This is a genomic window from Gryllotalpicola kribbensis (assembly GCF_039538245.1).
GTDB classification, from domain to species: Bacteria; Actinomycetota; Actinomycetes; order Actinomycetales; family Microbacteriaceae; genus Gryllotalpicola; species Gryllotalpicola kribbensis.
This window is the reverse complement of record NZ_BAABBX010000016.1, coordinates 1-13,532: the sequence shown is the minus strand read 5'-3', so window position 1 is coordinate 13,532 and position 13,532 is coordinate 1. Positions and strand designations below refer to the sequence as shown.

Genomic DNA, 13,532 nt, shown 5'->3' with positions numbered 1-13,532 from the left:
CTGGCTGCATGACAGATCGGCTCACGGGCGCACGCGCGCTCGGCGCCGCAGCCGGCGCGTACACGCAGGGCTTCGCCCGGGTCGCCGCGGTGACATTCCCCCTGGTGATCGCCGACCCTGCTGCGAACGCCGAGCGGCTTCTCGAGCAGGCGCGCGCCTGCCACGACCGCTCGGTCGCGGTGGCCGTCTTCACCGAGCTCTGCCTGACCGGCTATGCGCACGACGACCTCGTCCTGCAGGACGCCGTGCTCGACGCGGTCGATTCCGCGCTCGAGCGCATCGTGCAGGCATCCGCCGGGCTGATGCCCGTGCTCGTCGTCGGCGCGCCCCTGCGTCACGGCAACCGGCTCTTCAACTGCGCGGTGGTCGTCCACCGCGGCAGAGTCCTCGGCGTCGCCCCCAAGTCGTACCTGCCGAACTATCGCGAGTTCTACGAGCGCCGGTGGTACGCGCCGGGCGACGACCAGCGCGGCGGCGCGATCGAGGTGGCCGGGCAGAGCGCACCCTTCGGGCCCGAGCTGCTGTTCGAGGCATCCGATGTGCCCGGGCTCGTTCTGCACGCCGAGATCTGCGAGGACATGTGGATTCCGGTGCCGCCCAGCGCCGAGGCGGCCCTGGCGGGTGCGACGGTGCTCGCCAACCTGTCGGGTAGCCCGATCACGGTCGGCCGGGCCGACGACCGCCAGCTGCTCGCCAAGTCTGCCTCGTCGAGATGCCTGGCTGCGTATGTATATGCCGCCGCAGGCATGGGCGAGTCGAGCAACGATCTCTCGTGGGACGGCGAGACGCTGATCTACGAGGCGGGCCGACTGCTCGCCGCCACCGACCGCTTCCCCGACGGCCCCCGTATCGCCGTCGCCGACATCGACGTCGAGCTGCTGCGGCAGGAGCGGCTGCGGCAGGGCACCTTCGACGACAACCGGCGCACCTTGGACGCGCGCATCTCCGGGTTCCGGCGCGTCAGCTTCGAACTCGCTCCCCCGACGGAGGACATCGGCCTCGAGCGCGCCGTCGACCGGTACCCATTCGTCCCCGACGACCCGGCCCGGCTCGCCCAGGACTGCTACGAGGCCTACAACATCCAGGTGTCGGGCCTCGAGCAGCGGATGTCGGCCATCGGCGGCCCCAAGCTCGTGATCGGCGTCTCGGGCGGCCTCGATTCGACGCATGCGCTGCTCGTCTGCGCGCAGGCGCTGGACCGGCTCGGCCGACCGCGCAGCGACATCATCGCCGTCACGATGCCGGGCTTCGCCACCTCCGACGCCACCAAGTCGAATGCCTACGCCCTCGCCGCCGCGCTCGGCGTGACCTTCGAAGAGCTCGACATCAAGCCCGCCGCCGAGGAAATGTTCCGCCGCATCGGACACCCGTATGCGAACGGCGAGCCCGTCTATGACGTGACCTTCGAGAACGTGCAGGCGGGGCTGCGCACCGACTATCTGTTCCGCATCGCCAACCAGCGCGGGGGAATCGTGGTCGGCACGGGCGACCTCTCCGAGTTCGCGCTCGGCTGGGCGACCTACGGCGTCGGCGACCAGATGTCGCACTACGCCGTGAACTCGGGCGTGCCCAAGACCCTGATGCAGCACCTGATCCGCTGGGTGAGCGGCTCCGGGCAGTTCTCGAGCGAGGTGTCGGACGTTCTCGAGCGGGTGCTCGCCACCGAGATCACCCCCGAGCTCGTGCCGGCCGGCGAGGACGGCGTCGTGCAGTCGACCGAGAAGACCATCGGGCCCTACGCGCTGCACGACTTCGCACTGTTCCACACCCTGCGCTACGGCCTGCGCCCGAGCAAGATCGCCTGGCTGGCGGCGCGGGCCTGGGCGGATGCCGCGAACGGCGCCTGGCCGGCGGGGTTCCCCGACGACGCGAAGGTCGAGTACTCGGTCGACGAGGTCGCGACGTGGCTCGAGGTGTTCCTGAAGCGCTTCTTCGGCTTCGCGCAGTTCAAGCGCACCGCGGTGCCGAACGGCCCGAAAGTGGCGGCCGGCGGCTCGCTGTCGCCCCGCGGCGACTGGCGCGCTCCGTCGGATTCCGCGGCGACGACCTGGCTCGCCGAGCTGCACTCGGCGTTCCCGCGCCCCTAGCCGAGCAGACGGCGATAGTCGTCGACCGACGACAGCGGCCCGTGCTGCTCGTGCAGTGCGGCGAGGGCCGCCCTCCTGCCCTCCGAGCTGCTCGTGGCGGCATCCAGCCGGGCCCTCAGCTCGCTCGGCGTCGCGAACGTGAGCGAGAAATCCGGTGCCTTCGCCCGCCCGGCGAGCGCCATGACGACCAGGTCGAGATAGTAGGCGGCTTTGACGACGTCGAGCACATGACCGCCTGCGTTGATGTCGAGGTACACGGATGCCTTCTCGAGCTCATCGCGAATGCGGTGGTGGGTGATGCTGGGGGTCAGCACGAGATTCGAGTGGCGCCGCCCGAGCTCGTGCAGGCGCTCGCTCATGAGGGTGAGCGCGGCGACCGAGAAGGTGAGGTCGGGAAACGCCTCGAGCAGCTCGGGCAGCCCTGCGAGGTCGTCGCTGTTCGTCAGGGTGAACACGCGCTTCGGGTCGAAGCTCTCGTGAGCGGCGAACTGATCGAGGTGCGAGAGGTACTCGAGGTGCACCGGCGTCTCGGGGTACTGTGCGGCCACCTTCCGCCTCAGTCGCTCGTCGAAGAAGACGATGCGGGCGAGTGCCTTCGGCTGCTGCAACTCGGTGGTCATGTTCTCGGGCGGGTCGCCCGGCATCGGCTCCTGCCAGAACAGGGTCGTGTTCGGGCGCCGTGCGCGCGTGCGCATGACGAACAGCGGGTACGAGAGCGAATTGATCAGAACCTCATCGTCGGCGAGCCCCTGCTCGTCGACGAAGTGCGAGACGAAATCCGTGAGGCTCGGGAACGTGAGCAGGCGCCCGGCCGATCGCATGACGACCGATCGCACGACATGGTCGACCTCGATCGTCCACTCCCCCGGCCCGCGGTAGACCGTCTGATGCGCGACACCGTCGGCGTAGTAGCTGACCGCGTACCGGTTCCCATAGCGGTCATAGCGGTCGGTGTGCCCCACCGACCCGTCGCGCAGCAGCCAGTCGACGCTCTCGACCTGCCGGAACGTGTTCGCCTCGTAATTGATCCGCCCGATCACCTCGTCGTCGCGCAGCACCTCGCCATAGACCTCGCTGCCCTGCCGGATCTCGCACCACGGGGGAATCGGGACCTCGTTGAAGAAGAGCGGCTCACCCCGCAACTCAAGGCCGGTGTAGACGACGAAGGGGCAGAGCGCCCCGTCTGCCAGCTCGCCACCGTAGTTGATCACCACAGGGGTCAACGGCACACCTGCCGTCTCGAGCGAGTGCATGAGCTCTCGCGTGGCGTCGTCGTAGTCGTTGAAGAGGCCTAGCACGCGTCCTCCTTGCGCAGCAGCTCTTCCCAGAGCCGCCGAACCTGGTCTGCGGTGTAGGACTCTGCCGAGTGCACGCTGTGGCTCCGCATCGCAGCGAAGTCCGCAGACGAGAGGGTGGCGACGATCGCGTCGGCGAGGGCGGCGGCGCCCCGCGCTCCAGGGGCGTACGGCACGAGGCATCCGTTCGCGCCCTGCTCGACCATCTCGCGGTTGCCGTAGTCGATGTCGAAGCCCACGATCGGCAGCCCCTCCGCGATCGCCTCGAGCAACGACAGACCGAAGCCCTCTGAGGTGGATGCCGAGACGTAGAGCCCGTAGCCGCCGAGCAGCCCCTCGAGCCGGTGGTGGCCCATGAGCCGCACGCAGTCCGCCGTCCCGGTGTCGGCGATGGCCGCGATCAGAGGGTCGCGGCGGCCCTCGCCGTAGATGTCGAGGCGCAGCTCGGGAATCCGTCGCCGCGCGAGCGCAACGGCGTGGATCAGGACGTCGAGGTGCTTCTCATCGGCCAGGCGGCTGGCCGTGACGAGCGCGTAGCGGTCGTAGGCCGCTCGGGCCGACGCCTCGCGCACGAAGCCGACCGGGATGCGGTCGACACGGTAGCTGCCCGGCGGAAGCCGCGCCGCGAGCTGCGCGTCGAGCACCGCCTGCTGGCGGTGAGTCGAGACGATGAAGCCGTCGACGAGCTCGGGCCGGGTGAACACGTTCTCGTAGTGGTTGTTCCACAGCAGCACGCCGTCGTCCATCTGCTTCAGGTCGTAGTGCTCGGCGTGCACGACCGAGTACAGCCGGTGATCGCCGATGACCGGGTAGATGCCGTCGATGACGTCGAGCGCACGGTCGACGATCACGACGTCGTCGGGCCGGTCGAAGAGGCGCGCGAAGACGAACTGGAAGAACTGCGAGCGACCCTCGAGCAAGATGTCGCCGCGAAACGAGCTCGGTGCGGTGCGGCCCCTGCGTGCCGGGCTCCGGTAGAGCGGCGAGGCGGATGTGATGACGGTGCGGGCGATCTCGCGCTGCCGGTAGAACTGCTCGGCGGCGACCCGCCCGTCCGGCGTGAAGAAGACGCGGCGCACCGGCTGGTTCTGGTGGTAGTACTCGACGTTGTTCAGCGTCGCGTCGTAGTGCTCGGCGCGCACGAGCCGGTCGCCGACGACCGTGTCGACGCGGTCGACGAGGCGCTCGCCCGTGGCCCAGATGCGGTGCCGCACCGGCGCGCTCGTCAGCCTGATGTCGATGTGGTCGTCGTGCACCTCGGGCTCGGAATGCGGCTGGGCGATCGCCGCGATGATGGCGTCGGCGCTCGTCTCGCACGGGCGGGCGCTGCGCCCCGAGACCAGGTTGTAGATCCACAGCACCTGCGGCTGCGGGAATCCGAGCCGATCGGTGAAGACGCTGAGGTTGGTGCCGATGTAGTCGGTGAAGACGTAGTAGTCGTCGACCCACGGGATGCCCGCGAAGAGCTCGCGGCGGTACGCCTGGGCGTACTCCACCCCGCTCGAGGCGAAGCCGATCGCCTTGTTGATGTTGAAGACGCGCACCGGGCTCCTACCGGCTCACGCGAACTGGATGACGAGGCCGCCGTCGCCACCGCGCTCGAGGCGACTCAGGCACAGCAGCCGCACGATGTCGCGGTTGATCCGCCGCTTCATCTGCTCGAAGGCGAAGTACGCCTCTTTCCGGTACTCGTACTCGACCTTGTGCTGGGCGACGTTCCGGTCCTGCACGACGGTCTTGAGCTGCTCGAGGAAGTCGACCTGCTCGACCCAGGCGACATCGATCGACTTGAGGAAGCAGATGTTCTGGAACCGGGCGTACACCTCGGGGCCGGCGAGCGCGTCGACCTTCTGCTGGATCGCCTGCGAGAACGTCGTCGACAGGAAGTCCTTCACGCGGGAGTCGTCACCCGTGTCGACCGAGTGGAAGTCGTCGGGAAGGTGATAGCTCAGGTTGTCGAAGACGTACCGCATGAGCGTGCCGCGGTCCGCGCCGACCCCCGCTTCCAGCGCCTCGGCGAACACCTGCTCGGCGATGCCCTCGAGCTCGTCGCGGCCGATCGGGTCGCCCGTGATGATCTCATTGCGCACGGCGTAGACGAGGTCGCGCTGACGCGTCATGGCGATGTCGAAGTCCTTCGAGAGCTTCCTCGCCCCGCTCGCGGAGTCCTCGCTGGCTCGCTGCGCGCGGGCGAGCAGGCGCAGCATGGTTCGCGTGCTCCGGCGCCTCGTGCGGACATCCTCGGGTTTGATCGACCCGAAGCGCACGAAGAGGTCGTCTTCCATCGAGGCATAGAAGCGACTCGACCCGGGGTCGCCCTGCCGGCCGGCGCGCCCGCGGATCTGCCCCTCGACCCGTCGGTTGGGGAACTGCTCGGTGCCGATGATGACGAGGCCGCCGAGCTCCTTGGCGTCGGGCTCGACCTTGATGTCGGTGCCGCGGCCCGCGATCAGGGTGGCGACCGTGATCGCGCCCTTCCGGCCGGCCTCGCGGACCATCTGGGCCTCCTTCGCCTCGCTCAGCGCGTTGAGCAGGTTGTGCTCGATGCCGCGGTCGAGCAGATACTGCGAGAACCTGATCGAGCTCTTGACCGAGCCCGTCGTGAGCAGAATCGGCCGCTGGGTCGCGCGCACCTCATCGAGATAGTCGAGAATCAGCCGCTCCTTCTCGTCGACCGTCTGCACGACGACATCCGGCTCGTCAACGCGGATGACCGGGCGATATGTCGGAATCTCGACGACATCGGTGCCGTACGTCTTGAGCAGCTCCTTCTCGGCGCCTTTCGCGGTGCCGGTCATGCCGCCCATCTTGTCGAACATGAGGAACAGGTTCTGATAGGTGACGGAGGCCATGGCGCGGTTCTCGGTGGTGATCTCAAGGCTCTCGCGGCCTTCGATCGCCTGATGCAGCCCGCCCTGCAGCTTGTTGCCCTCGAGCAGGCGGCGCGTGACCGAGCTGAGCAGCACGAGCCGGTCCCCCAGCACCATGTAGTCGCGCATCGGCTGGAAGCTCGTGCGCGCCCGCAGCGCGAGATGGATGTGGCGATTCAATTGGAAGCGCTCGGGGGCGTAGATGTTCTCGACGTGGAAGAACCGGTTCCCCGCGGCGATGCCCTCGTCAGTGAGAGCGACGACGCCAGAGCTCTCGTCGTACTCGTACTCGACCCCGTCGCGCAGCGTCGCGACGAAGGCATCGGCGAGGGGGTACAGGTTCGACTGGACGCGCGGCGACCCCGAGATCACGAGGGGCATCTGCGCGAGGTCGAGCAGGATCGCGTCGGCCTCGTCGATGAGCACGTAGTTGAACGGCTGCAGGAACTTCTCCTGCGTCGTCCCCGCGAGGTTCTCGAGCAGGTAGTCGAAGCCCACCTTGTCGCTCGTCGTGTAGATGACGTCGGCCGAGTAGATCGCCTTCTTCTCGGGAACGGAGAAGTCGGGTGCGCCCGCCTCAGGAACGCCGACCGCGAGCCGCAGGCCCATGAACTCGAAGAGCGGCCGGAACTCCTCCGCGTCGCGGCGCGCGAGATAGCCGTTGACCGTGACGAGCATCGCGCCGCGGCCCGACAGCGCGTTGAGGTACAGCGGCAGGGTGGCCGTGAGGCTCTTGCCCTCACCGGTCTTCATCGCGGCGATGTCGCCCTGGTGCATGACGGTGGCGGCGAGCACCTGGTTGTCGTAGGGGAACTTGCCGACGATGCGCAGCGCCGCCTCGCGAAGCGCCGCGTATGCCTCGGGCAGCAGAGCGTCGAGGGATTCCCCCTTCGCGACGCGCTCGCGGAACTCGGGGGTCTTGGCACGCAGCTCGCCGTCGCTCAGGGCCCGCATCGCGTCCTGGTAGGAGTTCACGCGCTGGATGAGGCGGCCGTTGCGCGCTCCGCGGTCAGCCATTCCCGCTCACCTCCAAAAGGGTCAGAGACGTGAAGCGCACCTCGTCGCAGCCGGCGTTCACCAAGCGGATCGAGTAGTGGTGCACCTCGGGCGGGTAGTCGAAGGAGTAGTCCGGCGGGTACAGCAGCTGGGCGGTGAGCAGCCCGCCGAACCGGTCGAAGAACCGCACCTCGAAGACCAGCGTGTCCTGCGGCACGGCCACCACGCGCGGCTCGATCCGATAGCTCTTGCCGTGGTGCAGCAGCGGCAGGGCCGGGGTGTCGCGCACCGACTGGTAGTCGGTGAACGAGTACCACTCCTGCAGCGTCGTGCCGCTCGGCATGAGCCGGTTCACCAGGTGCACCTCGCCCGACGCGTCGAAGGTCAGAGCGGAACCGTAGAGCGACGCCGGGCTGTTGTGATTGCCCCAGCGCACCGTCGCGACCTCAGCGGCTGACATCGAGCGCCCCCTGATACTCGTCGATGATGCGCCTGTACTGGTTCACGAACCAGGTGACGATCGATGCACTGTCGTCGTTGTGACGCCCCTGGTAGCCGCGCGCGATCACCGTCGTCGGCTTCCCGGTCTGCGAATCGAGCAGCGTGTAATAGGCCTCGTCGTCGTAGTCGTCCTGCTGCATGTACGACAGCAGGATCTTGGTGTTCCCGAAGCCGGGGTCCCCCGTCCAGCGCTCGACGAGTCGCTGCGTGAACCGCGCCGCCGTGGACTCGTCGACGCCGCGATCCTCCCGGTTCCAGAAGTTCACCATGTCGAAGACCGTGAAGAACTCGTTGGGGCGAACGAGGCGCCCTCGCTCGGCCACATAGTCGAGGTCGACGATGGCCTTGCCTGCGATGATCGCGAGCGCATCGAGCTGCGACCCGTAGTAGAGCGCGCCGAACGACCCCATCGACAGGCCCGAGACGATCACGTCGCTCTCCTGGAACCCCAGATCGCGGATGTGCTCGCGGATGACCCGCAGCAGCCCCTCCTCCAACTCGGCGCTGCCGAGATAGAAACGGCCGCCCTCCAGCCTGGGGTCGGCGACGAGCAGGAAGGGGTGCCACATGCGCTCCATCATGAAGTAGCCCTCGAAGCCTTCCGCGGGCCGATACCCGGCGAAATAGATGTTGAACGGCGGCTCGAGATCGCCCGGGTGGAAGTAGTAGAAGAGCTCCTCGCGTCGACTGTCGACGATGCGCCGACCCCCGGGCAGGAAGTACCCCGCGCCGAGCCGCGAGTGCCGGTAGTGGATCGGCCCGACCTTCACCTCGCCCGTGCCCCTGGCGAAGATCGAGCAGGCGAGGTAGCCGCTGGTCGGCTCGTCGATCACGATCGGCTCGGCCAGTTCGGCTTCGGAATAGCGGCGCTGGAAGACGATCACGTCGGGCGTGCCGCTCTGAATGAGCTGCACGCTGAGCTCGATCTCGCAGCCGGCATCCTTGACGTACTCCGGCCAGAGCTCCAGGGCCCGCTCGCTGTCGTAGGCGATGTTCTCGCGCCAGATCACCAGCTGGCGCAGCTCGTCGCCGTGGTCGATGTCCGCAACGAGGTACGCGTTGCCCTCGTACCGAGAGCCGCCGGTGTGGAACGGCGAGAGCAGTGCCTTCCTGATCTCGAGCTTCTGGCCGAACGGCTTGGCGAAGTACTTCCGGGGCAGCGCGTCGATGATGCCCTGCCGATCGCCGAGATCCTCGTAGACCGCCGCCTTGCGCGCGAGGAACCGCTGGGTCGCATCGTCGAACCCGTCGCGCAGCTCACGGGCGACCAGCAGCGTGTACGGCGTCACGACGGTATCGAACTCCTGCAGCCGCTCCAGCTCGCACGGGGCATCCAGCACCGTGGCATCGACGCGCCCGATGAGCTTCGCATCGACGGCCGACACATCGCCTGCGGGGATGAACGCCCATTCGACGCCCGCCGGCAGGCTCGAACTCGCCGACCAGTCGTCACGCCCGATCTGAAGGACCCGCATAGGCCACCGCCTCTCTGATCAGATCCCACCGGCCGAGAATCTCGTGCGCCCGGAACAGGTCCTGCAGCACCCTGCACTGCACGAGCGACTGGTTCCAGTGCTCGAGTCCGTTCAGGAAGTAGTCGAGGGCCGGCGCCAGTTCCGACTCGTCGCTCACCACGTAGCCGTTGATCGGATGCGTGATCAGCTCGTGCTCGTAGCGATTGATCTGAGGAACACCGGCGTTGACCGCTTCGGTCGCGAGCCGGTAGTTGACCGACCGGCCGAGATCGATCAGCACGCGCGACTTCGTAACCGTCTGGATCATGTCGGCCTCGCGGTCGATGAAGGTGAGCTGAATCCTCTCCTCCGGGGCTTCGGCGATGCCCACGTCGACGCCGAGCGCCGTGAGCTCGTCATCGGCGGCGAACGCCTGGTCGAGGTGCTGATAGCCGGCGATCACACGGCGCACCTCGCCGAGGAAGTCGAGATCCTGCGAGCGGAAGGTGCACACGAGCAGGCGGGTGTGGTCGTTGCCGACCAGTTGCCCGGCCGTCATCGCGATGGCGTAGTCGAGCTCTTCGGGCGTGATGCCGTCGACGAAGAGCGAGATGTAGACCTTCGCCTCGTTGGCGCTCGCGCCGAAGGTCGATCGGCGCTCGAGCGGGTAGACCGACAGCACAGGAAGCGCCGCCCACACGTCGAGCTCTTCGGCCGCGCCGCTCGTCTGCTGACCCACGTCAGCGAAGACGGCGCCCGCCCGGGCGAGCACCTCGCCGGATGCCCGCGCGGTGCGGTTCACCGACCGTGACAGCACCAGCGTCTGGTCGGTCAGCACCGATGCCACGAGGTCGTTGTGCTGCTCGGACACGGCGAGGACGACCGTGTCGTGCTCACCGCTGCGCGAGCCGAGATGAGCCCCGAGGAACTCGGCCATCAGGGCCTCCCAGCTCTCGTACGACGGCTGCCGGAATCGGTCGCCGTCGTTCTGAACGACGTCGATGCGGCCCGACGGCACGTCCTCGCTCACGATCACGTCGCCCGCGCGCGACAGGTAGTACTGGGTCATGGGGCGGCCCGTCTCGTCGTGCATGAGGACGCTCGACAGGAATCCCCTGTCGTCATAGATGCGCTCCAGCGCAGGCATCCCATCGCCGTAGTAGCGGATCGACTGCAACGTGCCCTCGCGCGCCAGGTACACGCGCGCATAGACGGCATCGCCCTGCATCACCGTCACGATGAACGGGTTGTAGTGGAAACTGACGCCGTCTGGCCACTCGAGCTGCAGGAAGTCGATGGGGCGCGTGTAGTCGTCCTCGAGGCCCTGGATCTCGTCGAAGAACGACCAGTACGGCACGTCGAAGATGCTCTGGCTGTGCAGGAAGCGGCGCAGGCTGGGCGCGTAGTTCAGCACGATCAGTGCGGCCTCTTCGGTGCCCTGGTGGAACACGCGCAGCTGAGTGACCGTGTCGTCGGACTCGGCCGCGGCCTTCGCGCGGAACCAGGCGCTGTCGGTCGAGTACCAGGGGCGGTCGGCGCCGTACCAGGCGGGAATGAAGTGGATCATGCGACCGCCTTGCTCGCCCGCGTCGCGGCGCCTCGGAAGTCGAAGACGTACTTCGTGCCGAGCAGCGTGTCGGCGATCTCCTCGTGCAGCATCCACAGCACGCCGAGCAGGATCATCAGGGTCTGTGGTGCCGTCAGCACGAACTGAAGGTTCGGGAAGGTGCCGATGAAGTAGAGCGGCAGCCCGGTGAACACCACGAGGAACAGCCCGCTCAGCACCGAGAGCAGCACGACGCGACGACGGATGTAGCCCCGCGTCGCCTCGCCCGGGGCGACGTGGTCGAAGTACTCGCCGCTGTCCCTCATGCGCTTGGCGGCCCCCTTCGGGTCGACGGTGAAGAGCCCGAAGAAGATGGTGAGGCCGAACAGCAGCATCAGATATGCGGTGAACCCGATCGGGCTGCTCAGCCCCCACACCGACAGGAAGCGGCCGGCGCCTGAGGCGGCACCGGGAATCACCACCCCGGCCGCGTGCACGACGAACTGCGGAATCGCGATCAGCGACAGCGCGTACATGATCGGCGAGGCTCCCGCCGGGTTGAGCTTGATCGGCAGATACGACACGCCGATGAATCCGCTGTCGATCGACACCTTGTTCACGTGCAGCCGCAACTCGGCGTTGCCGAGGAACACGCCGATCAGAATGACGCAGACGCACGCGGCGATCACGAGCCACAGCACCAGCAGGTAGCGGTCGCTCGAGGTCGCGACGTGCATCGTCTCGAGGTTCCGCATCGCGGTGATGATGATCTGGTACAGGATGAACATCGTGATGCCGCCGAGGCCCAGGTCCTCGTTGCGCTTCGCGAGCCACGCGACCAGCACCGCGCCCGCGGTGAAGATCACGACGATGACGATCTGCGCGTTCACCTGGTCCGAGAAAGGACCCCAGGTCAATCCGCTGATGTCGTACCGCGACATGAGGCTGATCGACTGGATGATCGCCAGCACGATCATGACGACGTAGCGCGCGCGCTCCTGCGTCTGCTCGGGGATCTTCCGATCGCGCGCGATCTTCCCGATGAACAGGAAGCGCCACAGGATCGCGGCGCCCATCCACGGACCGAGCCCGAGGGAGAACAGCGATGGGTAGAAGAAGTTGCCGCCGGTCGCGATGTTCGCGATGTTGAGCAACTGCGTGTTCGCGGCATCCGTGCCCGTCGCCGAGCCGTGCAGAAGGGGCACGGGGATGTATCGGCCGATCATGAAGCACGCGAAGAACAGCGCGGTCCAGAGCAGCTTGGTCCTCAGCGAAGCGAACTTGCCGCGTTCACGAATCTGCGCCACACGCCGTCCTTCCCCCGTTCACCGCTGCGGACTCACTGCCTGTTGCCCCGATTGCCGAAGATGCCCAGCGAGCGCAGCAGAGACCCGATGCGGGACTGGCCGCTCGGCGCCCCCGACTCGCTCTGAAGGTAGCTCTCTGCCGCCGACATGCTCTCGATCACCGAGTCGCTGACGGAAGACTCGGAGTCGCTCGCCGACAGCGTGCCGCTCACGGACTCGTAGATGACCGTGCTCTGCGACTCTGTGACCGAGTCGGTCTGCGACACGCTCTCTGAAGTCGACTCGCTGCCGGAAGTGGAAGTGCTCATCGAGCCCCCACCTGCCGAGGCGCTGAACTCGGGAGCCCCGACCACTGCCGCGGGACCGGATCCATCGCCGGCGCCCGGCACTCCCTGCACCGCGCTCCCGGCCCCCGACTCGAGCGGGCTGCTCGAGCCCGGCACCTGCGGCTCGCTCAGCGAGAGCGAGGTACTGGCGGATGCCGAGTCTGAGGCGCTGGTCGAGAGAGACTCGCTGGCGGAGGTCGACTCAGACTCGCTCGTCGACGTGGACTCCGACTCGGAGGTACTCGTCGACACCGATTCGCTGGTCGACGTGGACTCCGACTCAGAGGTAATCGTCGACTCAGACTCACTCGTGGAACCAGACTCCGACTCAGACGTGCTGCTCGACTCAGAGGTGCTCGTCGACTCGGACCCGCTCGTCGAAGCCGACTCGGACCCGCTGGTCGACACGGACTCCGACTCGGAGACACTCGTAGACCCAGACTCGCTGACCGACGTCGACTCGGACTCCGACTCCGACGTGCTGGTCGACTCGGACTCGGACTCAGACTCGGACTCGCTGACCGAGCCCGACTCACTCGTCGAAGCCGACTCGGACTCCGACGCCGACTCCGAAACACTGGCCGACCCGGACTCACTGACCGACGTGGACACGGACTCAGAAGCACTCGTCGACTCAGACTCACTCGTCGACTCGGACTCGCTCGTGGATACCGACTCACTCGTGGAACCAGATTCCGACTCCGACTCCGAAACACTGACCGACCCGGACTCGCTGACCGACGTCGACTCCGATTCCGACTCAGACGTACTCGTCGACTCCGACTCACTCGTGGAACCAGACTCAGACTCCGAAACACTCGCCGACTCAGACTCACTACCCGACTCAGATTCCGACTCAGACGTACTCGTCGACTCCGACTCACTCGTCGAAGCCGACTCGGACTCGCTGGTCGACACGGACTCCGACTCGGAGACACTCGCAGACCCAGACTCGCTGACCGACGTCGACTCCGATTCCGACTCAGACGTACTCGTCGACTCGGACTCGCTCGTGGATACCGACTCACTCGTGGAACCAGACTCCGACTCAGAGGTACTCGTCGACTCAGAGGTGCTGGCCGACTCCAACTCGGACTCAGAAGCGCTGTTCGACTCACTCGTCGAAGCCGACTCAGACTCGCTGGCGGAA

The 13,532-nt window shown here is 67.1% G+C and carries 10 protein-coding genes; 2 read left to right on the top strand and 8 right to left on the bottom strand.

Annotated elements, in window-relative coordinates:
• Positions 1-8 precede the first annotated feature (8 nt).
• Positions 9-2,087, top strand: coding sequence for an NAD(+) synthase (locus tag ABD716_RS12280; protein WP_344777292.1), 2,079 nt, complete (start codon positions 9-11; stop codon positions 2,085-2,087).
• Here the strand turns inward: ABD716_RS12280 and ABD716_RS12275 are convergent.
• The 8 genes from ABD716_RS12275 to ABD716_RS12240 are packed head-to-tail and all read right to left on the bottom strand — an operon-like array spanning position 2,084 to position 12,364.
• Positions 2,084-3,385 carry a hypothetical protein gene (locus ABD716_RS12275; protein ID WP_344777290.1) on the bottom strand — a complete coding sequence of 434 codons (1,302 nt, stop codon included), beginning with the start codon at positions 3,383-3,385 and terminating at the stop codon, positions 2,084-2,086. The genes ABD716_RS12280 and ABD716_RS12275 overlap by 4 nt on opposite strands.
• Positions 3,379-4,926: a glycosyltransferase gene (locus ABD716_RS12270; protein WP_344777288.1), complete on the bottom strand. Its 1,548-nt coding sequence runs from the start codon at positions 4,924-4,926 to the stop codon at positions 3,379-3,381. The genes ABD716_RS12275 and ABD716_RS12270 overlap by 7 nt, the downstream gene beginning before the upstream one ends.
• Before the next feature lie 15 nt (positions 4,927-4,941).
• Positions 4,942-7,269, bottom strand: coding sequence for a preprotein translocase subunit SecA (gene secA / locus ABD716_RS12265; protein ID WP_344777286.1), 2,328 nt, complete (start codon positions 7,267-7,269; stop codon positions 4,942-4,944).
• Positions 7,262-7,708 carry an accessory Sec system protein Asp3 gene (gene asp3, locus ABD716_RS12260; protein WP_344777284.1) on the bottom strand — a complete coding sequence of 149 codons (447 nt, stop codon included), beginning with the start codon at positions 7,706-7,708 and terminating at the stop codon, positions 7,262-7,264. The genes secA and asp3 overlap by 8 nt, the downstream gene beginning before the upstream one ends.
• Entirely contained in the window at positions 7,695-9,224 is a 1,530-nt protein-coding gene (asp2, locus tag ABD716_RS12255; RefSeq protein ID WP_344777283.1) for an accessory Sec system protein Asp2, read from the bottom strand. Before asp2 ends, asp3 begins: the two co-directional genes overlap by 14 nt.
• Entirely contained in the window at positions 9,199-10,770 is a 1,572-nt protein-coding gene (asp1, locus tag ABD716_RS12250; protein WP_344777281.1) for an accessory Sec system protein Asp1, read from the bottom strand. Before asp1 ends, asp2 begins: the two co-directional genes overlap by 26 nt.
• On the bottom strand, positions 10,767-12,056 hold the full coding sequence (locus tag ABD716_RS12245; protein ID WP_344777279.1) for a hypothetical protein: 1,290 nt from the start codon (positions 12,054-12,056) through the stop codon (positions 10,767-10,769). The genes asp1 and ABD716_RS12245 overlap by 4 nt, the downstream gene beginning before the upstream one ends.
• Positions 12,057-12,088: 32 nt before the next feature.
• Positions 12,089-12,364 carry a hypothetical protein gene (locus ABD716_RS12240; protein ID WP_344777277.1) on the bottom strand — a complete coding sequence of 92 codons (276 nt, stop codon included), beginning with the start codon at positions 12,362-12,364 and terminating at the stop codon, positions 12,089-12,091.
• On the opposite strand from ABD716_RS12240, the gene ABD716_RS12235 reads away from it, so the two are divergent.
• Positions 12,351-13,532 (top strand): MSCRAMM family adhesin (locus ABD716_RS12235; protein WP_486326951.1); only part of this gene is annotated, 1,182 nt, incomplete at its 3' end. The two genes, ABD716_RS12240 and ABD716_RS12235, sit on opposite strands and share 14 nt — an antisense overlap.